Source organism: Enterococcus sp. DIV1537a, from assembly GCF_051712085.1.
In the GTDB taxonomy this organism is placed as follows: Bacteria; Bacillota; Bacilli; order Lactobacillales; family Enterococcaceae; genus Enterococcus; species Enterococcus faecalis.
The window spans coordinates 2,153,172-2,173,240 of sequence record NZ_JBIOOE010000001.1 but is presented as its reverse complement, the minus strand read 5'-3'; the positions used below and the strand labels follow the sequence as shown (position 1 = coordinate 2,173,240).

Annotated in this window: 17 protein-coding genes and 1 riboswitch; of the genes, 12 read left to right on the top strand and 5 right to left on the bottom strand. The window is 38.3% G+C overall.

Going from position 1 to position 20,069, the window contains the following annotated elements:
* Positions 1 to 12: 12 nt before the first annotated feature.
* Positions 13 to 984, top strand: coding sequence for a mannose-6-phosphate isomerase, class I (manA, locus tag IGJ41_RS10680; protein WP_002356580.1), 972 nt, complete (start codon positions 13 to 15; stop codon positions 982 to 984).
* Positions 985 to 1,039: 55 nt separating this feature from the next.
* Here manA and IGJ41_RS10675 read toward each other — a convergent pair whose 3' ends face one another.
* The 5 genes from IGJ41_RS10675 to IGJ41_RS10655 all read right to left on the bottom strand — a co-directional run bounded on the left by IGJ41_RS10675 (position 1,040) and on the right by IGJ41_RS10655 (position 5,677).
* Positions 1,040 to 1,585, bottom strand: coding sequence for an ECF transporter S component (locus tag IGJ41_RS10675; RefSeq protein ID WP_438714421.1), 546 nt, complete (start codon positions 1,583 to 1,585; stop codon positions 1,040 to 1,042).
* A gap of 2 nt (positions 1,586 to 1,587) precedes the next feature.
* On the bottom strand, positions 1,588 to 2,562 hold the full coding sequence (locus IGJ41_RS10670; RefSeq protein ID WP_438714419.1) for a nucleoside hydrolase: 975 nt from the start codon (positions 2,560 to 2,562) through the stop codon (positions 1,588 to 1,590).
* A 77-nt stretch (positions 2,563 to 2,639) separates the two neighbouring features.
* A riboswitch (PreQ1 riboswitch) is annotated at positions 2,640 to 2,684 on the bottom strand.
* A 114-nt stretch (positions 2,685 to 2,798) separates the two neighbouring features.
* The gene (locus tag IGJ41_RS10665) at positions 2,799 to 3,491 is read right to left on the bottom strand and encodes a type 1 glutamine amidotransferase (RefSeq protein ID WP_002356583.1); all 693 of its coding nucleotides are present in this window, start codon (positions 3,489 to 3,491) and stop codon (positions 2,799 to 2,801) included.
* A complete protein-coding gene (locus IGJ41_RS10660) occupies positions 3,481 to 4,833 on the bottom strand; it encodes a Mur ligase family protein (RefSeq protein ID WP_002362254.1) in 1,353 nt (450 codons plus the stop codon). The genes IGJ41_RS10665 and IGJ41_RS10660 overlap by 11 nt, the downstream gene beginning before the upstream one ends.
* A 205-nt stretch (positions 4,834 to 5,038) precedes the next feature.
* Positions 5,039 to 5,677 (bottom strand): helix-turn-helix transcriptional regulator, encoded by a 639-nt coding sequence (locus IGJ41_RS10655; RefSeq protein ID WP_002381503.1) that lies wholly within the window; start codon positions 5,675 to 5,677, stop codon positions 5,039 to 5,041.
* Positions 5,678 to 6,078: 401 nt separating this feature from the next.
* Between IGJ41_RS10655 and ssnA the strand changes: the two genes are divergently transcribed.
* The 11 genes from ssnA to IGJ41_RS10600 all read left to right on the top strand — a co-directional run bounded on the left by ssnA (position 6,079) and on the right by IGJ41_RS10600 (position 20,067).
* A complete protein-coding gene (gene ssnA / locus IGJ41_RS10650; protein WP_002411333.1) occupies positions 6,079 to 7,413 on the top strand; it encodes a putative aminohydrolase SsnA in 1,335 nt (444 codons plus the stop codon).
* 30 nt (positions 7,414 to 7,443) lie between these two features.
* Positions 7,444 to 10,449 carry a putative selenate reductase subunit YgfK gene (gene ygfK / locus IGJ41_RS10645; protein WP_002411334.1) on the top strand — a complete coding sequence of 1,002 codons (3,006 nt, stop codon included), beginning with the start codon at positions 7,444 to 7,446 and terminating at the stop codon, positions 10,447 to 10,449.
* 29 nt (positions 10,450 to 10,478) lie between these two features.
* On the top strand, positions 10,479 to 11,852 hold the full coding sequence (gene hydA, locus IGJ41_RS10640; RefSeq protein ID WP_002382662.1) for a dihydropyrimidinase: 1,374 nt from the start codon (positions 10,479 to 10,481) through the stop codon (positions 11,850 to 11,852).
* 23 nt (positions 11,853 to 11,875) lie between these two features.
* Positions 11,876 to 13,069 carry a diaminopropionate ammonia-lyase gene (gene dpaL / locus IGJ41_RS10635; RefSeq protein ID WP_002397104.1) on the top strand — a complete coding sequence of 398 codons (1,194 nt, stop codon included), beginning with the start codon at positions 11,876 to 11,878 and terminating at the stop codon, positions 13,067 to 13,069.
* Positions 13,060 to 14,385, top strand: a complete 1,326-nt coding sequence (locus IGJ41_RS10630) for a YgeY family selenium metabolism-linked hydrolase (protein WP_002362247.1) — start codon at positions 13,060 to 13,062, stop codon at positions 14,383 to 14,385. Before dpaL ends, IGJ41_RS10630 begins: the two co-directional genes overlap by 10 nt.
* 38 nt (positions 14,386 to 14,423) lie before the next feature.
* A complete protein-coding gene (ygeW, locus tag IGJ41_RS10625; protein ID WP_002359643.1) occupies positions 14,424 to 15,617 on the top strand; it encodes a knotted carbamoyltransferase YgeW in 1,194 nt (397 codons plus the stop codon).
* A gap of 240 nt (positions 15,618 to 15,857) precedes the next feature.
* Positions 15,858 to 16,802 (top strand): carbamate kinase, encoded by a 945-nt coding sequence (arcC, locus tag IGJ41_RS10620; RefSeq protein ID WP_002359647.1) that lies wholly within the window; start codon positions 15,858 to 15,860, stop codon positions 16,800 to 16,802.
* A gap of 14 nt (positions 16,803 to 16,816) precedes the next feature.
* The gene (locus IGJ41_RS10615) at positions 16,817 to 17,197 is read left to right on the top strand and encodes a RidA family protein (protein WP_002400910.1); all 381 of its coding nucleotides are present in this window, start codon (positions 16,817 to 16,819) and stop codon (positions 17,195 to 17,197) included.
* A 93-nt stretch (positions 17,198 to 17,290) separates the two neighbouring features.
* Complete coding sequence (locus tag IGJ41_RS10610) at positions 17,291 to 18,610, top strand: nucleobase:cation symporter-2 family protein (protein WP_002356594.1); 1,320 nt, start codon at positions 17,291 to 17,293, stop codon at positions 18,608 to 18,610.
* Between the two features lie 93 nt (positions 18,611 to 18,703).
* Positions 18,704 to 19,063 (top strand): winged helix-turn-helix domain-containing protein, encoded by a 360-nt coding sequence (locus IGJ41_RS10605; RefSeq protein WP_002356595.1) that lies wholly within the window; start codon positions 18,704 to 18,706, stop codon positions 19,061 to 19,063.
* Complete coding sequence (locus IGJ41_RS10600) at positions 19,060 to 20,067, top strand: XdhC family protein (protein WP_002381512.1); 1,008 nt, start codon at positions 19,060 to 19,062, stop codon at positions 20,065 to 20,067. Before IGJ41_RS10605 ends, IGJ41_RS10600 begins: the two co-directional genes overlap by 4 nt.
* The last annotated feature ends 2 nt before the right edge of the window (positions 20,068 to 20,069 follow it).

Here is a 20,069-nt window from a genome sequence, read left to right as displayed (position 1 = left end):
AGGTCACAGTCAATGCAAGAACCATTATTTTTACAACCTGTTTTTCAAGAAAAAATTTGGGGCGGCAATCGTCTACACACGCTATTTGGTTTCGATTTACCGAGCGATAAAATTGGTGAAGATTGGGCCATCAGTGCACATCCACATGGCGTTAGTACTGTTTTAAATGGCGAATTTAAAGGAAAAAAATTAGATGAATTGTGGGCAGACCATCAAGAGCTATTCGGCCATGCAGGTGGTGCTGTCTTTCCATTATTAACGAAAATTTTAGATGCTGAAGATGATTTATCCGTGCAAGTTCATCCCGATGATGCATATGGCCAAAAACATGAAGGCGAGCTAGGCAAAACTGAATGTTGGTACATTATTGATGCAGAACCTGGCGCTGAAATCATTTATGGACATCACGCGAAAACAAAAGAAGAACTTGCAGAAATGATTGAAGAAGGTCGTTGGGACGATCTTTTAAGAAAAGTACCAGTGAAAAAAGGCGATTTTTATTATGTACCAAGCGGCACTATTCATGCCATCGGCTCGGGTATTTTAATTTTAGAAACGCAACAAAGCAGTGATACTACGTATCGGGTTTATGATTATGATCGAACAGATGATCAAGGAAAGACCCGGGAATTGCATATTCAACAATCCATTGATGTGACAACCGTTCCGGCGAAGGATCCTGACCTCTCTATTCAACAAGAAAATCAAGGACAATCAAGCATTGTTACTTATGTAAAAACAGATTTCTTTAATGTCTATGAGTGGCGTGTCAGTGGGATTCTAAAAGTTAAAAAACAAGCACCTTATACATTAGCAACAGTTATTGAAGGTGTTGGTCGATTGATTACAGAAGATGCTGCAAAAGCAGATGTGGCTACTTTTGATTTGAAAAAAGGCGATAGCTTTATCTTTCCAACAGATATTCCGAGCTGGCGTTTTGAAGGTGATCTAACGATTATAGCTTCAGAACCTGGTAGTCGCTAAAAAAAGAGGGGATCATCAACAGATGATTTCCTCTTTTTTTTGGCATTAAAACAGTTTATTTTGTTATAAAGGAACGTTTAGGTAAGGCAGCGATAACAGCTGTGACGATGATGACTGATAGCAGACGATCCCCGTAATCTGTTATCAATTGAATCAACAGGACGCTTGCTAACTGATTTAAGCCTAAACCATATAAAAATTGGACAATTATACTGGAGCCAGCAGAAGTTATTCCACCAAATAAACAAACTGTAATCAAGGAAGAAATTACTGTTCCTGGTATCGTTAACCACAACGTTTTAAATGGTAATTTGGTTACTTTTAACTGCTGATGAAGGAGCAAGCCTGCTAAAATTCCTGTGCAGAGTTGGACAGGTGAATAATACAGAGAAAAGATATCCGTTGTCAATCCAGTTACTAGACTTGTTAAAATACCTGTCAGTGCACCAAAGAGTGGGCCTAATAACGCACCTGTAAAAATAGTTCCCGCGCTATCAAGATAAATTGGTAAACGAAGGAGTAACGCAATGGTACTGCCAAGGTAATTTAAAGCAACACTAAAAGCGATAATTGTAATGATTCGTGGTGTTATTTTTTTCATGGTTATCCCATCCTTAAATTTTTGAAATCTCTTTCGATCTCATCTATTTGTACATTTAAAAGAATGGATAGAAACTTCACGAAAAACTGTTGACTATCAACCGTAGTCAAGACATGACAATTAGCTGGTTGCTGCTGGAAATGATACTGATCGATCATTGATTGCCCCATAGCAATGCCGTCAGGAACAATTTGTCCGTAACTGGAAAAGCCTTGGCAGAGCGTAGGATCAATAAAATAAGCAACCGCTAAGGGATCGTTGATAACACACCCTAAAATACGTTCATATTTCCAATGAAAATCAAAATAAAATTGAGTAATCTCAGCGAGGTAATTCCCCATTTTGGGGTTGAGTCGTTGACAATAATTGAGAATTGTTGGTGTAAAAACAATTTCTCGTGTGACATCTAAGCCGACCATCTCGATTTTTGCACCTAATTCCTCAAAAACCCAAGCTGCTGCATCAGGATCACACCAATAATTAAATTCTGCAACAGGAGAGCAATTGCCGTGGCTTTTAAAGGTACCACCCATTGAGACAAAACGTTGAAGATTTCGCCCCAGAAGAGGTTCTTTTTTTAAAGCCAAAGCAATATTTGTTAAAGGACCAAGGGCAATGATTGAGCAATCGGTAGCTTGTTGAAAGGTTTGTGCTAAATAGTCAGCAGCGGAAAGCGCTTGTGCTTGGATTTTGCTAGTTCTGGGGAAATATGTTTCACCTAAACCATCCATGCCATGTGTATCTTGTGCACTAACAAATGGCCGTTTTAAAGGGCTAGCAGCCCCTTGGTAGACAGGAAGATCTAAGCGATTAACTTTTTCCAAACATTTAAAAACATTTTCCACGCCAATCTCCACAGGGACGTTTCCGCAAACAACTGTAATCGCTTGGACATCTAGCTCTGGTGAAGCAAGTGCATACAAGAGAGCAAGCGTGTCATCAATTCCAGGATCACAATCAATAATTACTTTTTGCATTTTTTCCAATCCTCCTTTTTCGTTAACTGCAAATGATAACTCTTGTTAAAAAAGCTATGACTTGAGTTAGTATTGAGAGATACTTAGTTTTTTATTCTGGGAAGTTTCCGAACCAGTCCGAGAAATTCTCGATTTTAAATGCACCTCTTTATCTTACTATATTTTGTAAAGATGTAAATAGTTGTCGGAGAAATGAAAAAGAATCTAGCCCTATATGTAGGAACTAGATTCTTCTTTTATTTATAAAGCGTTTCAGGAATAGCGATCGGTTCACCATATTTTTTCTCTAAAGCGGTCCGAATTAACCGGATCCCTAGATTTTTGTTGCGTGCTAAGATTGGACCGTGGAAGTAGGAGCCAAACACATTTTTATAGACAACGCCTTCGCCATTATCTTGACCGTTATTGCCTTTGCCTTGTTTGACTGTTCCTAAAGGTCGTTCACCTTCGCCTAAAAAAGTCATGCCATTATGATTTTCAAAACCATAATACGTTTCATCAAATTCTTCATTATAAATTTCGATATCACCAATGAAACGATTGTTGTCTTGGCTCAAAGTGTAATGATCTAATGCACCGATTCCTTTAATTTTTTCGCCTTGTGCGCCGACATAGTAATGTCCTAGAAGTTGATAACCACCACAGATAGCTAACAAGACGCCGTCATTTTCAATATAAGAAGTCAAAGCTTCTTTTTTATTCTGAATGTCTTCTGAGATGATCAATTGCTCGAAGTCTTGACCGCCACCAACAAAGACTAAATCATATTTTTCGGGATCAAACGGTTCGTAGATACTGATAATTTCTGATCGGAAGGTAACGCCCATTTTTTCGGTTAAATATTTAAGCATCAATAAATTTCCGTTATCTCCGTAAGTATTTAATAAGTTGCCATATAAATGACAAACGACTAATTCTTTAGACACCATTCATTCCCCCTTGAATATACCCTTGGGCTGTTAATGATTTTCTTAATTGCAAAACAGCAGTATAGGTTGCCAAAATATAGACATGATCTGTCGGCAACGTTTTAATTTCTGAAATTACTTGCTCCAAATCAGGAATTTCTAGTAATTTTTCTTCAGGAATACCCGCAACTTTTAAACGCAAGGCCATATCTTCATGGCGATCACCGCCAGCAATTACTTTTGGAATGTCCATATCAGCAAAGGCTTCATGATTACCATCCCAAATCCAACTGACATCAATTCCATCTGCATAATTAGCATTTAATAATGAAACCAGCGAGAAAGAGTAAGGGGCTAAGCCCATCATATCAATGACCTGATTTAAACCAACGGGATTTTTTACTAAAACTAACGTACATTCTTTATCGCCAACTTTAATGGTTTCTTGACGCCCAAAAACTTTTTCATCATAAGCTAAACCTGCTCGGATTTTATCTGGTGCCACCTGATAGTATTCTGCTACCGCTGTGGCCGCTAGCGCATTATAAACATTATACATCCCACCAACAGCAATGCCGTATTCTTCGCCATCAATCACAAAATCAGCAGATGTATTATCCATCCGGACCATTTCCGTTAACTGCACATCCAATTCAGGGCGTTTGAAGCCACAATTTGGGCAATAGTAATCACCTAAATTAGCATACGTAATCATTTTATAATGAAGAATATGATTGCATTTTGGACATAAAACCCCATCTGTATTGTAATGAGCCAATTGCTCTTTTGGTGGTAAATGATTAAATCCATAGTATTTGCGAGGATTTACAGTTTCTTTTGAATTAAAAATTGGCGAATCACCATTGCACAAAATAGTTGCTTCAGGAGCAGCGGCGGCGCCTTCCATAATTAAGCGATACGTCGTATAAATTTCACCATAGCGATCCATTTGGTCGCGGAAAATATTCGTAAAAACAAATAATTTTGGTTGAATATATTTAGTGACACGGCTTAAACTTGCTTCATCAATTTCTAAAACCGCAAATTTCTTTTGTCCTTTTTTCGCCTTGGCATTTAAAAAAGTAGAGACAATTCCTTGCTCCATGTTAGCACCAGTTGGATTTGTTAATACCTCATCAAATTCTTGGCGTAAAATGTTAACAGTTAAAGCAGTTGTCAATGTTTTGCCGTTCGTTCCAGTGACTACGACAATTTCATAGTCTTTTGCCAATGTATCTAAAATTTTAGGATCGATTTTTAGGGCTAATTTCCCTGGGTAGCTACTGCCGCCTTTAAAAAATGTTTGTAAAACCCATTGCGAAGTTTTTCCTGCAGCAATTGCTAAATGACTTCGAATCCCCATTTGTTGTCCCCCAATTTCTATATCTTTAATTTTTCGTTATTTTAAATTAAACTCAATCTATCATACCATAACTAAAATAAAAAATTAATTCCTTTTACTTTTTCTTACTATTATTTAAAAAGTCTTTTAGAAAAAGTAGAATAGTGAAGGAAAAAAGAGAATAGACGACTTGTCTTAACAACAAATCGTCCATCGATTTCCATTTTTATTTCGCATCAATATAACTGTATAGCGTATATTTAGAAATATTGAAGAAGTTAGAAACTTTGTCCCCAGATTTAGTGACTAAGAAGGCGCCTTTATTGTTTAAAAATTGAATACACTTGATTTTATCGTCCTTCGTCATTAATGGGACCGGCTTGCCAACTAATTTGACTGATTCATGAATTAAATCGTCTAACAACTCATTAACATCCTGAGGAATGTAATCAGGGTCTTTATCTTCTTCAGGTTCTGCAGTGGAAATCAAAGATTTTAAGTTTGACTCTGCAGCAATCAATGTAGTGATGTCGTAGTTAATAGCAAAAATACCATCGAGTTGACCATTCTCATCTTTAAAATACATTGTACTAGATTTTAAAATACGACCATCATGGGTGCGGGTCAGATAGTTAATATGATCATTCAACTCACTAGGGTCTTTTTTTAAGGCTTCTAAGACTACTTGAGAAGGTCCATCGCCCAGATGACGAGAAGAGACATGACCATTTTCAATGGAAACAATAGAATTGTTAATATTGTCTTCATTGATTTGGTGGATAACGACTTCGCAGTTTTCCCCAAATTGACCAGCTAAACCTTTAGCAATTTGTGTTAAAAAAGTAAGTTTTTCGTCGGATAACATAAATAAGCTCCTTTCTAATGTGCCTGGCACAAACAGTTTTTATAAGATTGTGTCAAATTTAACATAATATTTTTAAATGGAATAGGCAGGGCTAAATCCTTTAATGTCGCGTACTACCTGTTCTGAAAAATAATGATAGCATGATAAAAATAATAATACAAGATAACGGCTGTCAAAATTCTAAAAAATATTTTTTAGGTAGCATTGTTTTTTTTAAGGTAAGGTGATATACTTTAATCAAGTTAATGAGTTCGTTAGTAAAAAATGCAAGCGCTTCAAATGCTTTTCGTAGGGATATAGATTAGCCAAGCTAGTCAAGCTATATTCGTGAATGATTGAGCGATATATTTGTAAGCGTTTGCCACTTGTGGGGAATAGGTTGAAAAATAGGAGGAGAATACATGTTATTAATTGGAAATGGGCGTTTAATCACTCGGGATGCGCAGAATCATTTTTTTGAAAATGGGTGTGTGGCGATTGATGGTCAAGTTGTGAAACAAGTCGGAACGACAGAAGATTTAAAACAAGCTTATCCAGAAGCGACATTTATTGATGCTAAAGGTGGAGTGATTATGCCAGGCTTTATTAACATGCACAATCATATTTATAGTACCTTTGCACGTGGGTTAAGTTTAACGAATTATCATCCTAAAAATTTCATGGATATTTTGGTAGATCAATGGTGGCGAATTGATCGTGCCTTGACATTAGAAGACACTTATCAAAGTGGTAAGGTTGCTTATTTAGATAGTATTCGCAACGGTGTTACAACTGTCTTTGATCATCATGCTAGTTACGGAGAAATTACAGGGAGTTTAACCCAATTATCTAATGCAGCGGACGAGTTAGGGATTCGGACCTGCCTTTGTTATGAAGTTTCTGATCGCGATGGTGAGCAGAAAATGCGAGAAGCAGTTCAAGAAAATGCCGCCTTTATTAAAGCCAGTTCCTTAAGAAAGGATGATATGCAAAAAGCGATGATGGGTATGCATGCAGCCTTTACTTTATCAGATGCTTCTTTAGAATTATGTGCAGCCAATACGCCAGATGGGATTGGTTATCATATTCATATTGCAGAGGATTTAGCCGATGTTCATGATTCTTTGAAAAAATATGGGAAGCCGATTGTGAACCGATTATTTGATTTAGGAATTTTAGGAAAACAGACAATGGCAGGCCATTGCATCCATATTGGACCTCATGAGATGGAATTACTAAGAGATACAGACACAATGGTGGTCACGAATCCAGAGTCGAATATGGGGAATGCGGTCGGTTGCCCACCTGCGATGCGCATGTTTAATGAGTATGGTATTTTGATGGGTCTTGGCACAGATGGTTATACGAATGATGTGACGGAATCTTATAAGGTAGGAAATGTTATCCACAAACATCATTTAGCTGATCCAAATGCGGCTTGGGCAGAAATTCCCACAATGCTGTTTGATAATAATCCGCAAATGGCTAATCGCTATTTTAAAACAAAGCTAGGCGTTTTAGAACCTAATGCAGCAGCAGACGTCATTATTGTTGATTATCATGGCCCGACACCAATGACAAAAGAGAATTATAACATGCACATTTTATTCGGCATGAATGGTGGGATGGTTACTGACACGGTGATTAATGGAGAAATTCGGATGCGTAATCGTGAAGTTCAAGGAATTGACGAAGAGAAAGTTTGGCATGATGCGCAAACGCAAGCACAATCTTTCTGGAAACGAGTAAATCAATAGCTTTCATTATAAATAAAAGGAGTGACGTTAATGAGTGATATTATGCATCCCATCTCAATTGAGGCTTTATTAAATTGGATTTTTAGTGAGTATCAACAAGATGGCACAATTTTTGGCATTCGTAAATTTTATCATGCGGATCCTACAAAAACGATTCCGTTATTTGGAGAAAAAATGGAAACCCCTTGTGGTCCAGCAGCAGGTCCTCATACACAATTAGCACAAAATATTATTGCGGCCTATTTAACAGGTTCTCGTTTTTTTGAAGTTAAGACAGTCCAGATACTGGATGGAGAAGATTTACCAGTGAGTAAACCATGTATCGCAGCAGCGGATGAATGTTACAACGTTGAGTGGTCCACAGAATTGCGCGTTCCCCAAGCTTATGATGAATACGTCAAAGCATGGTTTGTTTTGAAGTTACTGAGTAAAGAGTTTGAGCTAGGTGACCCGAATGGTTTCATTTTTAACATGAGTGTTGGCTATGATTTGGCAGGGATTCAATCACCAAAAATTGATCGTTATATTAACGAAATGCAGAACGCAGAAGGAACGCCGATTTGGGCGGAATGCCAAGCAGCTGCCAAAAAATATCTATTTTATTTTAAAAAAGTAGATGACTTATATATCGAAGCAATTAGTCCTAAAGTCTGTCATTCTATTACGCTGTCGACTTTACACGGTTGTCCATCAGACGAAATTGAACGAATTGCGGCCTATTTATTAAGTGAAAAAGGGCTCCATTCCTTTATTAAATGTAATCCAACCATGTTAGGTTATGAATATGCGCGTCAAACGATGGATGAGCTAGGGTTTGATTATATGGTTTTTGACGATCACCATTTTAAAGAAGATTTACAATTTGAAGAAGCAGTACCGATGTTACAACGTCTACAATTATTAGCCAATAGTAAAAATCTAAGCTTCGGAGTTAAAATTACGAACACTTTCCCGGTAACGATTGCAGCAAATGAATTACCTGGTGATGAAATGTACATGTCAGGACGTTCGCTATTTCCTCTTAGTATTTCATTGGCACAAAAATTATCAGAAGCATTTGATGGGAAACTACAAATTTCTTATTCTGGCGGTGCAGATATTTTCAATAGTAAAGAAATATTTGATGCTGGGATTTGGCCAATCACTATGGCAACGACGCTGTTGAAACCTGGTGGCTATCAACGAATGAATCAAGTTGCTAATGTATTGGGCGCAGCAGAATATCCTCAGATGGTTCATGTCAACTTGGATAAATTAGCCCAAGTTGTTGAGAAAGCTAAAACACAAGCGCGTTACCAAAAATCAATTAAATTACCAGAAAGTACCAAACTAAGAAAAACAGTTCCACTAACAGATTGTTATATCGCTCCTTGTCGAAGTGACGGTGGTTGTCCAATCAATCAGGATATTCCTGCTTACCTTCGTTATGTAAGTGAAGGCAATTATTTAAAGGCCTTGCAAGTAATTGTCGATAAAAATCCGTTGCCTTTTATTACTGGAACCATTTGTGCACATCCTTGTATGACCAAATGCACACGTCAATTTTATGAAGAATCTATTCATATTCGGGAAGTGAAGTTAGAAGCAGCTGAACATGCTTATGATGAATTATTGACGACACTAGAAAAGCCACAGCCAAAAGAAAATGCACCTAAAACAGCTGTTGTGGGTGGAGGTCCTGCAGGGATCTCTGCTGGGTATTTATTAGCACGTGAAGGCATGCCTGTTACTGTGTTTGAAAAATCCAAGACAATTGGGGGCGTTTGTAGCCAGATTGTACCAGAATTTCGAATTTCTATGGAATCTGTTCAAAAAGACGTTCAGTTAGCGGAATTTATGGGAGCTGAATTCCGTACAGGACAAGAGGCGCCATCATTGGCAGAATTGAAAAACCAAGGCTATACGAATGTTATTTATGCCATTGGTGCATGGAAACATGGGGTCCTTCGTTTAGAATCTGGTCGAGCATTGAACTCGTTAGAATTTTTAAAAGCAAACCGAGAAAATCCAACGATTAATCCTTACGGAGAACAGATTGTCGTCGTTGGTGGCGGAAATACAGCCATGGACTGTGCTCGTGCAGCCACAACATTACCTGGTGTTAAAAAAGTCTCAGTGGTTTATCGTCGGAATAAACGCAATATGCCAGCAGATGAAGAAGAACTTTATTTAGCCTTAGAAGATGGTGTCGACTTTTTAGAATTACTTTCGCCAATTAAACATGAAAATCAACAATTAACTTGTGAAAAAATGGTCCTAGGTGAACGAGATGCTTCTGGACGCCGTCGTCCAGTTGGTACAGGAGAAATGATTGATATTCCTGCTGATACAGTGATTGCCGCTGTTGGTGAAAAAGTAGATACAGAGTTTTACCAATCATTAGGCATTCACACGGACAACTATGGGAAAGTCGTTTCAAATCAAGACACATTGGAAACAAATATACCAGGCGTCTATGTCATTGGTGACGCTAACTTAGGACCAGCCACAATTGTTGAAGCAATCGCTGATGCAACCAAAGCGGCCAATAATATTTGTCTTGTCCACAATCATCACTATGAAAAAGATAATTTAAATAGTGATGTTGCATTTGTTAGAAACAAACGAGGTATCCTTGTGACAGACGAGATGTCTTGTAGTCAAGCTAGTCGTTGCTTAGAATGCTCCACAATTTGTGAATCTTGTATGGATGTCTGTCCAAACCGAGCAAATATTGTTGTGTACGTCGAAGGAAAACCACAAATTGTTCATGTTGATCGGATGTGTAACGAATGTGGTAACTGTGAAACATTTTGCCCTTATGCAAGTGCCCCTTACAAAGACAAATTTACCTTATTTAACAGTGAATCTGATTTTTATGACAGTACTAATTCAGGTTTCTATGTTCAAAATCCTGTGGATAAAATTTGTTTACTGCGTTTATGGGGAACGGTGTCAACAATTCAATTAACGGATCAAGGATTAGATGTACCAGAAGATTTAATCGCATTAATGGTAACTATGATTGAAGAATATGCTTATTGTATGCAAGCATAAAAGGAAATTTACGACTGGGGGATAAATAAATGTCTATTCTGCTCAAAGGTGGAACCGTCGTATCTGCATATAATCGTCGTCAATTGGATATTCGAATTGACGGCGAGCAAATTGTAGAGATGGGGGCAAATTTACCAGTAGAAAATTCTCAGATTGAGGATGTTACGGGGTGTTATGTATTACCAGGTTTTATTGATGCGCACACGCATCTGGAATTAAATAATGGCAAAGGTTCGTTAAGTACGGCGGATAACTTTACTACTGGAAGCCAAGCGGCGGTGGCCAAAGGTACGACTACGGTTATTGATATGGCTACACCTAATAAAGGTGGCTCATTGAAAGACTGTTTAGCTACTTGGAATCAATTGGCTGAAGGCAAGAGTTCATGTGATTATACTTACCATATGTCCATGATTGAATGGAACCCAACGATAGCTGCTGAAATTCAGGAAATGATTGCTGCAGGTATTACTTCCTTCAAAATGTATATGGCTTATGATAACTTACGGACCACAGATGCGGAAATTTTTGAAGCGATGAAGGAAATAAAAAAAGTTAATGGAATGTTAGGCGTTCATTGTGAAAATGGTGATTTAGTAGATGAATTAATCCAATCATATGTTTCTCAAGGAAAGCTAACCCCGCACTATCATCCGTTATCAAGACCGGCAGCTGTTGAAGCAGAAGCGGTAGCAAGATATTTGATGATAGCGGAAATGGCTGATTTGCCGGTTAATATTGTGCATTTAAGCACAAAACGATCGTTAGAAGCGGTGGAACGGGCTCGTCAAAGAGGACAATCAGTCTATGTAGAAACTTGCCCTCAATATCTTTTACTAGATGATCACTTGTATGATGCGCCTAATTTTGAAGCAGCAAAATATGTCTGCTCACCGCCACTACGCAAACGAGAGGATCAACAGGCTTTGTGGCAAGGGATTAAAGAGGGGGCAATCAATACAATATCGACAGATCACTGTAGTTTTAATTTTCACGGACAAAAAACAGTTGGCAAAGATGATTTTAGTAAAATTCCCAATGGGATGCCAGGTGTTGAAACGAGACCAGAATTAATTTACACGGAAGGCGTGGCGAAGGGCCGAATCACCTTGGAAAAAATGGTTGCTCTGCTTTCTGAAAATATTGCTAAACAATTCTCGATGTATCCACAAAAAGGTGTGGTGCAAGAAGGCAGTGATGCCGATTTAGTTGTTTGGGATCCTAGAACAACCGGCGTGATTGCTGCGAGAACGCAGTTACAAAATGTCGATTATACGCCGTATGAAGGATTTGAAACACAAGGACAGGCTCGAATGGTTTATTTAAGAGGTCAAAAAGTTGCTGAAGCTGGGCAAGTCATCTTGGCAAATCAAGGAAAATTTGTTTTTCGTAAAGCAACTTAAAAATAGAAGGAGGAGAAGTATTTTTGGAAAAAATTAAATGGACAGCAAATGAAATGCCGAAGACGGAGGATAAGTACTTACCTCTGATGTCTAAAGAAAAAATTGAGAAAGCTTTGGCTTTTCACAAAAGTTTTCCACAGTATTCAGAAACACCATTAGCAGAATTGAATCATATGGCCGCGTATCTGGGGTTAAATGATTTCTTTGTTAAAGATGAATCTTATCGCTTTGGTTTAAATGCTTTTAAAGTATTAGGTGGTTCGTTTGCCATGGCTAACTATATTGCCGAAAAATTAAAGAAAGATGTTTTGGAACTAACATATGATGAATTAACTTCTGATCAATTACGATCAGCTTTTGGACAAGCTACGTTTTTTACAGCAACTGATGGCAACCATGGACGAGGAGTCGCTTGGGCTGCGAATAAATTAGGCCAAAAATCAGTTGTACTCATGCCGAAGGGTTCAACACAGACGAGAAAAGAAAATATTGAAAAAGAAGGCGCAACCGTCACAATCGAAGAAGTTAATTACGATGAATGTGTACGAATGGCTAATAAAATGGCCGAAGAAACTGAAAACGGTGTCATGGTTCAAGACACCGCTTGGGACGGATATGAAAAAATTCCGACTTGGATTATGCAAGGATACGGAACGATGGCGTTAGAAGCCTCTCAACAATTAAGAAAATTTGGCTCTGAACGACCTAGTCATGTTTTTGTTCAAGCTGGTGTCGGCAGTTTAGCTGGGGCGGTGATTGGTTATTTTGCTAATGCTTTTCCAGAAAACCCACCGATTATGGTCGTAGTTGAGGCACAGGCGGCTGACTGTTTATATCAATCAGCAATTAAAAAAGACGGAGAAATTCGCTTTGTCGATGGTGATTTACAGACAATTATGGCTGGCCTAGCATGTGGAGAACCTAATACGATTTCTTTTGATATTCTAAAAAATCATACATCCTTCTTTGTTTCAGCACCAGATTGGGTTTCTGAAAAGGGAATGCGTATGTTGGGAGCGCCATTAAAAGGGGATCCGCAAGTTGTATCAGGCGAATCTGGGGCAGTAGCAATGGGCTTAGTAGCTACAGTGATGCAAGATCCCGACTATCAAGAATTACGTGAGGCATTGCAACTGGATGAGACGTCAAACGTTTTAATGTTTTCTACCGAAGGGGACACTGATCCAGACAATTATAAAAAAATTTTATGGAGGTAAAAGGAATGGATTTTAATGCAGTAAATGCAGCAGCAGAAGGTTACAGAGAAGATATGGTCAAATTTTTAAGAGACCTTGTCAAAATTCCAGGAGAAAGTGCAGAAGAAGGCAACAAAATTGCGCGAGCAAAAGCCGAAATGGAAAAATTAGGTTTCGATAAAATTGACATTGATCCTCAAGGGAATTTACTTGGTTATATGGGGTCTGGTGAAAAATTAATTGCTTTTGATGGGCACATGGATACTGTCGGAATTGGTGAAATGAGTAACTGGAAATTTGATCCTTACGATGGTTATGAAACAGAAACTGAGATCGGTGGTCGCGGTACATCTGACCAAGAAGGCGGGATTGTTTCGGCTATTTATGGCGCTAAAATCATGAAAGATTTAGGTCTATTATCAGAAAAATATACTGCTTTAGTAACAGTTACTGTCCAAGAAGAAGACTGTGACGGCTTATGTTGGCAGTACATTATCAAAGAAGACGGTATCCGTCCAGAATTTGTTGTTTCAACAGAGCCAACAGATGGTGGGATTTATCGTGGTCAACGAGGCCGAATGGAAATTAAAGTTGATGTCAAAGGCGTTTCGTGTCATGGCTCAGCACCAGAACGTGGAGATAATGCCATTTACAAAATGGCGGATATCTTACAAGATGTTCGTGCCTTAAACAACAATGGAGATACAGAAAGCACAGCGATTCGTGGTTTAGTTCGTATGTTAGATCCTAAGTACAATCCAGAGTGGCAAGAAGCCCGTTTCTTAGGTCGTGGTACGGTGACTGTTTCGCAAATTTTCCATTCTTCACCAAGTCGGTGTGCTGTTGCGGATGGCTGTACCGTTTCACTAGACCGTCGAATGACAGCTGGAGAAACTTGGGAAAGTTGTTTAGAAGAAATTCGTAATTTACCAGCTGTTAAAAAATATGGAGATGATGTGACGGTTTCAATGTACAACTATGATCGTCCTTCTTATACGGATTTAACTTATGAAATTGAATGTTATTTCCCAACGTGGGTAATTCCAGAAAATCATGATGTAACAAAAGCCTTGATGGAAACGCATAAAAATCTCTATGGAGAAACACGGAAAGGCTCTGTAGAAACAGTGGAAATGCGTGAAGAACGCCCATTGTTAGATAAGTGGACCTTCTCAACAAATGGCGTTTCAATTATGGGACGTAATGGTATTCCTTGTATTGGTTTCGGGCCAGGGGCGGAAGCACAAGCACATGCACCAAATGAAAAAACTTGGAAAGATGATTTGGTTCGTTGTGCAGCCGTTTATGCGGCATTACCAACGGTCTATTGTGGTTAAGTAAAGGATTATTAGACAAGAAAAAAGGAGCAGATGGAATGGAAACGTTTAAAGAATATATTGAGAAATTAGATAAATTAGAATTTGAAAAAATGTACGAAAATGACTTTTTCCTAACTTGGGAAAAAACAAGAGATGAATTAGAAGCTGTTTTCACAGTTGCCGATACATTACGCTATTTAAGAGAAAATAATATTTCAACTAAAATCTTTGATAGTGGCTTGGGAATTTCTTTATTCCGCGACAACTCTACAAGAACACGTTTTAGTTTCGCTTCAGCGTGTAATCTTTTGGGCTTAGAAGTTCAAGATTTAGACGAAGGAAAAAGTCAAATTTCTCACGGAGAAACTGTTCGTGAGACAGCAAACATGATTTCTTTTATGGCTGATATCATTGGTATTCGTGATGACATGTACATTGGTAAAGGCAATGCTTACATGCACGAAGTATCAGAATCTGTCCAAGAAGGATATAAAGATGGGGTATTAGAACAACGCCCAACGTTAGTGAATTTACAATGTGATATTGACCATCCGACGCAAGCAATGGCGGATGCGTTGCATTTAATTCATGAATTTGGTGGTATTGAAAACCTGAAAGGGAAAAAAGTTGCCATGACTTGGGCGTATTCACCATCTTATGGAAAACCATTATCTGTTCCTCAAGGAATTGTTGGTCTAATGACCCGTTTAGGAATGGATGTCGTCTTAGCACATCCAGAAGGTTATGAAATTATGCCAGAAGTAGAAGAAGTTGCGAAGAAAAATGCAGCAGAATTTGGTGGAAACTTTACTAAAACGAATAGTATGGCAGAAGCATTCAAAGATGCGGATGTTGTTTATCCGAAAAGCTGGGCACCTTTTGCGGCAATGGAAAAGCGAACTGAATTATATGGCAATGGTGACCAAGCAGGAATTGATCAATTAGAACAAGAATTACTTTCTCAAAATAAAAAGCACAAAGATTGGGAATGTACAGAAGAATTGATGAAAACAACGAAAGACGGCAAAGCTTTGTATATGCATTGTCTACCAGCTGATATTACTGGTGTAAGTTGTGAAGAAGGTGAAGTGGAAGCTTCTGTTTTCGATCGTTATCGGGTCGAACTTTACAAAGAAGCTAGCTACAAACCGTATGTTATTGCGGCTATGATTTTCTTAAGTAAAGTAAAAAATCCGCAAAAAACCTTAACAGACTTAGCGGATAAAGCGACACCAAGAGAAGTAAAATAATGAATTTGGCATGAAGACAGATGCTTTTTCTTTACACAATGAATCATTAGAAGTTGCCTCTTCAACATGAACAAATAAGACCTTCCCAAGTCTATTCATGAATGTGTGATTGTCTCGAGTCAAGAACGCTTAGTCATGTGCGTTGACTTCATGCAACGACAACAGACAGTTAATACGAAAACTCGTTGTGAAAAAGAAAAAGCATCGTCCTTTTTATAAAACAGAAAATGAGGTGAAGCAATGGGCAAACGCGTCGTAGTAGCTTTAGGTGGCAATGCTTTAGGAAATAATTTGACGGAGCAGATGACTGCTGTAAAACAGACTTCCAAAGCGATTGCAGATTTGATTGAAGCAGGATATGAAGTTATTTTATCTCATGGCAATGGTCCTCAAGTGGGGATGATTCAATTAGCTATGGAAGAATTTTCCTTTAATAATCCACAATATCCAGTTGTTCCGTTATCCATGTGCGTAGCCATGAGTCAAAGTTACATTGGCTATGATTTAGAGAATGCGCTACAAGAAGAGTTGCGTCAGCGAAATATAAGTAAAGCCGTCACCACCATAGTCACTCAAGTGGTCGTGGATGAAAATGATCCGGCGTTCAAAAAACCAACGAAACCAATTGGCCGCTTCATGACAAAAGAAGAAGCAGAACAATTAGTCAAAGAAAAAAATATACAAGTGATGGAAGATGCTGGCCGTGGTTATCGCCAAGTCGTCGCTTCTCCTAAACCAAAAAATATTGTCGAACTTCTCACGATTCAAACATTGGTTGATGCTGGCCAAACAGTCATTGCTGGCGGCGGTGGTGGCATCCCAGTCATTCAAGAAGGGAACCGACTAAAAGGTGTAAATGCAGTCATCGACAAAGATTTTTGTAGTGAACGACTAGCTGAACAAGTAGATGCTGATCTGCTCGTGATTTTAACAGCAGTTGAAAAAGTTTGTATTAATTTTGGTAAAGAAAATCAAGAAGCCCTAGGGAATATTTCAACAGAAAAAATGAAACAATATGCGCAAGAAGGTCAGTTTGCTCCAGGTTCAATGTTACCAAAAGTTGAAGCAGCGATTAAGTTTGCTGAATCTAAGCCAGGTCGAAAAACATTGATTACGTTATTAGAAAAAGCCAAAGAAGGATTATCTGGAAAAACAGGGACTTTAATTGAAAATAAAGAATCATAGAATGGAGGAAAACGATGACAAACAAAATGATTAATTCTGCACAGGCACCAGCTGCTGTAGGACCTTATTCACATTCTGTCTTAGCGGGAAATACGTTGTACATTTCTGGACAACTAGGATTAGATCCGCAATCGGGTGAAATGAAGGCTACAGTGGAAGAACAAGCAAAACAAGCTTTTATCAATTTAGGTTCGATTTTAAAAGAGGTCGAGATGACCTATGATAATGTTGTGAAAACAACGGTGTTTTTACAACATATGTCTGATTTTAGCAAAATTAACGAAATCTATGGGAATTACTTTTCAGAAGTTTTGCCTGCACGTTCTTGTGTAGAAGTAGCCAAGTTGCCAAAAGATGGTTTATTTGAAATTGAAGCAGTTGCTGCCAAAGGATAATTTTTAAGATGTTTCTGAGGGAAAAAGGATTGCATTCTTTACTGATTAAGGGGAACAATCCTTTTAGAATAAAAAGAAGAAGGAAACGATCCTATGAATGAAAAAAAAGAGCAAGCATTATTTGAATATGATGCGAAACTATCAATTTCTGAAGCAATTCCGATGGGATTGCAACACGTTGTCGCAGCAGTAGTAGGGATTGTCACACCGGGAATCATGATTGCCAAAGTTTGCCAATTAAGTCCTAGTGATACGACTATTTTGATTCAAACATCATTGATTTTTTCAGCAGTTGCAACGTTAATTCAACTTTTCCCTATTTTTGGAAAAGTGGGTTCACGGTTACCAGTTATGATGGGGGCAAGTTTTGCGTATGTACCGATTTTGATGGCCATCGGAGCTGATTTTGGGATTGCAGCAATTTTTGGTTCACAATTAGTTGGCAGTATTCTTGTTATTATTGTTGGTTTGTTCATTAAAAAAATCCGTGTGTTGTTTCCGCCTTTAGTAACAGGAACGGTTATTTTAAGTATTGGCCTATCCCTGTTTCCTGTTGCGATTAAGTATATGGCAGGAGGAGCTGGTAGTGCTGATTTTGGTTCAGCCCGGAATTGGTTAGTTGCATTATTAACCTTTGCGATTGTCTTTTACTTCAATTATTTTGCAAAAGGATTTTTGAAGTTATCAGCAATTTTAAACGGAATGGTTATTGGCTATTTGATTTCTTTAGCTTTAGGGATGGTTAGTTTTGAGCCAGTTCAAAATGCTAAAATCGTTCAGGTAATTACCCCGTTTCATTTTGGACTGGATTTTCAACTGGTACCAATCTTTACGCTTGTGGTGATGTTTATTGTTGATGCTGTTCAAGCCATCGGTCAATTTACAGCAACAACGGTTGGAGCAATGGATCGAGATGCAACGGATGAAGAATTATCTGGCGGAATTATGGGAAGTGGATTCACTAACTTTATTGGCAGTTTATTTGGATCAATCCCAGTGGCAACTTTTGGACAAAATGTTGGTCTGGTTACGGTAACAAAAGTGATTAATAAGTATGTTCTGGTTTTCGCTTCAGTTATATTATTAATTGCTGGTTTTGTTCCGAAAGTAGCTGCGTTATTAACTACGATTCCTTACGCGGTAATTGGTGGCGCAACGATTTCAGTTTTTGCTTCTATTTCTATGACAGGTATTCGGATGATTGCTTCGCAGGAAATGACTCCTCGAAATACTGGGGTTGTCGGAACAGCTCTAGCATTTGGAATTGGTGTCACATTGTCTACTGGAAGCTTAGCTGGTTTTCCAACTTGGGTAACAACGATTTTCGGTAATTCGGAAGTTATCTTAACCACTTTGGTAGCAGTCCTTTTAAATGTCATTTTAAAACCAAAAAAGCGTGTAGCACTTGAGTGAAGATTGCTTTTTTTGATACGAAAGTGAGTAAGCTTTCGTATCCTTTTTCCCTTACGTTATCTATAAAAAAATGAACGAATAAAGGAGGAGAAGATGTTTACGTATTCCCTAAACTTAAAATTAAAAACAGATCGGAACTTTTTTGGTCCTGGCGTTGTCGAAGTTTTACAAAAAATTCAGCAAACTGGGTCACTAAACTTAGCGGCAAAAGAGATGAAAATGTCTTATAATAAGGCATGGCGGATTGTGCGGGTAGCTGAAGAAGAGCTATCTTTTCCATTAATTATCAAAAGTGTTGGTGGTTGTAATGGTGGCGGGTCAATTGTTACGGATCAAGGAAAAGAGTTGATTGATCAATATCTTTTATTTGAGAAAAAAGTGTATCAACAGGTAGAGGCATGCTTTGAAGAAATCTTTAAAGAACAGGATGTAGTATCGGAGGAACTGAAATGAGAGAAGTATTTCAGCGTTTGAAACAGGCAATATTGGAAAAGCAAGACACGATGTTATTAACGATTGGTACAAGTTCAGGATCTACACCACGAAGTCAAGGGGCTAGAATGCTGGTTTCCGCCGAAGGTAGAATAGCCGGAACTGTTGGTGGTGGGGCGGTTGAATTTCAGGCTGAACAAGTGGCAAAAAAGCTACTTCTTGAGAAAGAAAATGCACAACGTCAATTTATTTTAGCCCCGAATAATATTGCTGATTTAGGCATGGTCTGTGGCGGAAATGTCACGATTTTTTTCCATTATCTTTCATGGGAAACGCCATTTTTAAAAGAGTTGTGTGAGTCCATAGAAACGCATTTTCAAAATAATCAACAAGGTTGGTTAATGACTGAACTAGATCAAAACAATTTAGGAAAAGTATCCTTTTATAGTGAAACAGGCGAATTGATTGGTTCCACTTCTTGGGAGGGGGAATTAAGTTTGCTACCTAAAGGTATCCATTGTGAGCAAAAAGAGGAAATCACTTTTTTAACAGAAGCGATCCTCCAAGTAGGGAAAGTGTATATTTTTGGAAGTGGTCATGTCGCACGCGCATTGGTACCTATTTTAAACTATTTATCGTTTTATTGCGTTGTAGTGGACGATCGTCCAGAATTTTTGACGGCACAAGCTTTTCCACAAGCTGAGGAACTACGGGTTATTCCTTTAGAAAATTTAGCTGCGTTTATTGAAATAACGGCGGACGATTATGGTATAGTGATTACCAGAGGACACAATTTTGATTTCATCGTTGCCAAACAGTTATTGGAAACACCAGCCAAATATATTGGTGTGATGGGGAGCAAACACAAAATTGCTTCACAAGTTCGACGGTTAAAAGAGGTCGGTTATACAATGACTGAAATTGAAAGAATTTTCATGCCAATTGGCTTAGATATTGCAGCCGAAACACCAGAAGAGTTAGCGATTAGCATCGCGGGAGAATTAATTCAACAACGCTATCAATAATG

Excerpts from the sequence above, each read along its gene's own strand:
- manA (WP_002356580.1), top strand. The coding sequence starts at position 13 with ATGCAAGAACCATTATTTTTACAACCTGTTTTTCAAGAAAAAATTTGG.
- IGJ41_RS10675 (WP_438714421.1), bottom strand. The coding sequence starts at position 1,585 with ATGAAAAAAATAACACCACGAATCATTACAATTATCGCTTTTAGTGTT.
- IGJ41_RS10670 (WP_438714419.1), bottom strand. The coding sequence starts at position 2,562 with ATGCAAAAAGTAATTATTGATTGTGATCCTGGAATTGATGACACGCTT.
- IGJ41_RS10665 (WP_002356583.1), bottom strand. The coding sequence starts at position 3,491 with ATGGTGTCTAAAGAATTAGTCGTTTGTCATTTATATGGCAACTTATTA.
- IGJ41_RS10660 (WP_002362254.1), bottom strand. The coding sequence starts at position 4,833 with ATGGGGATTCGAAGTCATTTAGCAATTGCTGCAGGAAAAACTTCGCAA.
- IGJ41_RS10655 (WP_002381503.1), bottom strand. The coding sequence starts at position 5,677 with ATGTTATCCGACGAAAAACTTACTTTTTTAACACAAATTGCTAAAGGT.
- ssnA (WP_002411333.1), top strand. The coding sequence starts at position 6,079 with ATGTTATTAATTGGAAATGGGCGTTTAATCACTCGGGATGCGCAGAAT.
- ygfK (WP_002411334.1), top strand. The coding sequence starts at position 7,444 with ATGAGTGATATTATGCATCCCATCTCAATTGAGGCTTTATTAAATTGG.
- hydA (WP_002382662.1), top strand. The coding sequence starts at position 10,479 with ATGTCTATTCTGCTCAAAGGTGGAACCGTCGTATCTGCATATAATCGT.
- IGJ41_RS10630 (WP_002362247.1), top strand. The coding sequence starts at position 13,060 with ATGGAGGTAAAAGGAATGGATTTTAATGCAGTAAATGCAGCAGCAGAA.
- ygeW (WP_002359643.1), top strand. The coding sequence starts at position 14,424 with ATGGAAACGTTTAAAGAATATATTGAGAAATTAGATAAATTAGAATTT.
- arcC (WP_002359647.1), top strand. The coding sequence starts at position 15,858 with ATGGGCAAACGCGTCGTAGTAGCTTTAGGTGGCAATGCTTTAGGAAAT.
- IGJ41_RS10615 (WP_002400910.1), top strand. The coding sequence starts at position 16,817 with ATGACAAACAAAATGATTAATTCTGCACAGGCACCAGCTGCTGTAGGA.
- IGJ41_RS10610 (WP_002356594.1), top strand. The coding sequence starts at position 17,291 with ATGAATGAAAAAAAAGAGCAAGCATTATTTGAATATGATGCGAAACTA.
- IGJ41_RS10605 (WP_002356595.1), top strand. The coding sequence starts at position 18,704 with ATGTTTACGTATTCCCTAAACTTAAAATTAAAAACAGATCGGAACTTT.
- IGJ41_RS10600 (WP_002381512.1), top strand. The coding sequence starts at position 19,060 with ATGAGAGAAGTATTTCAGCGTTTGAAACAGGCAATATTGGAAAAGCAA.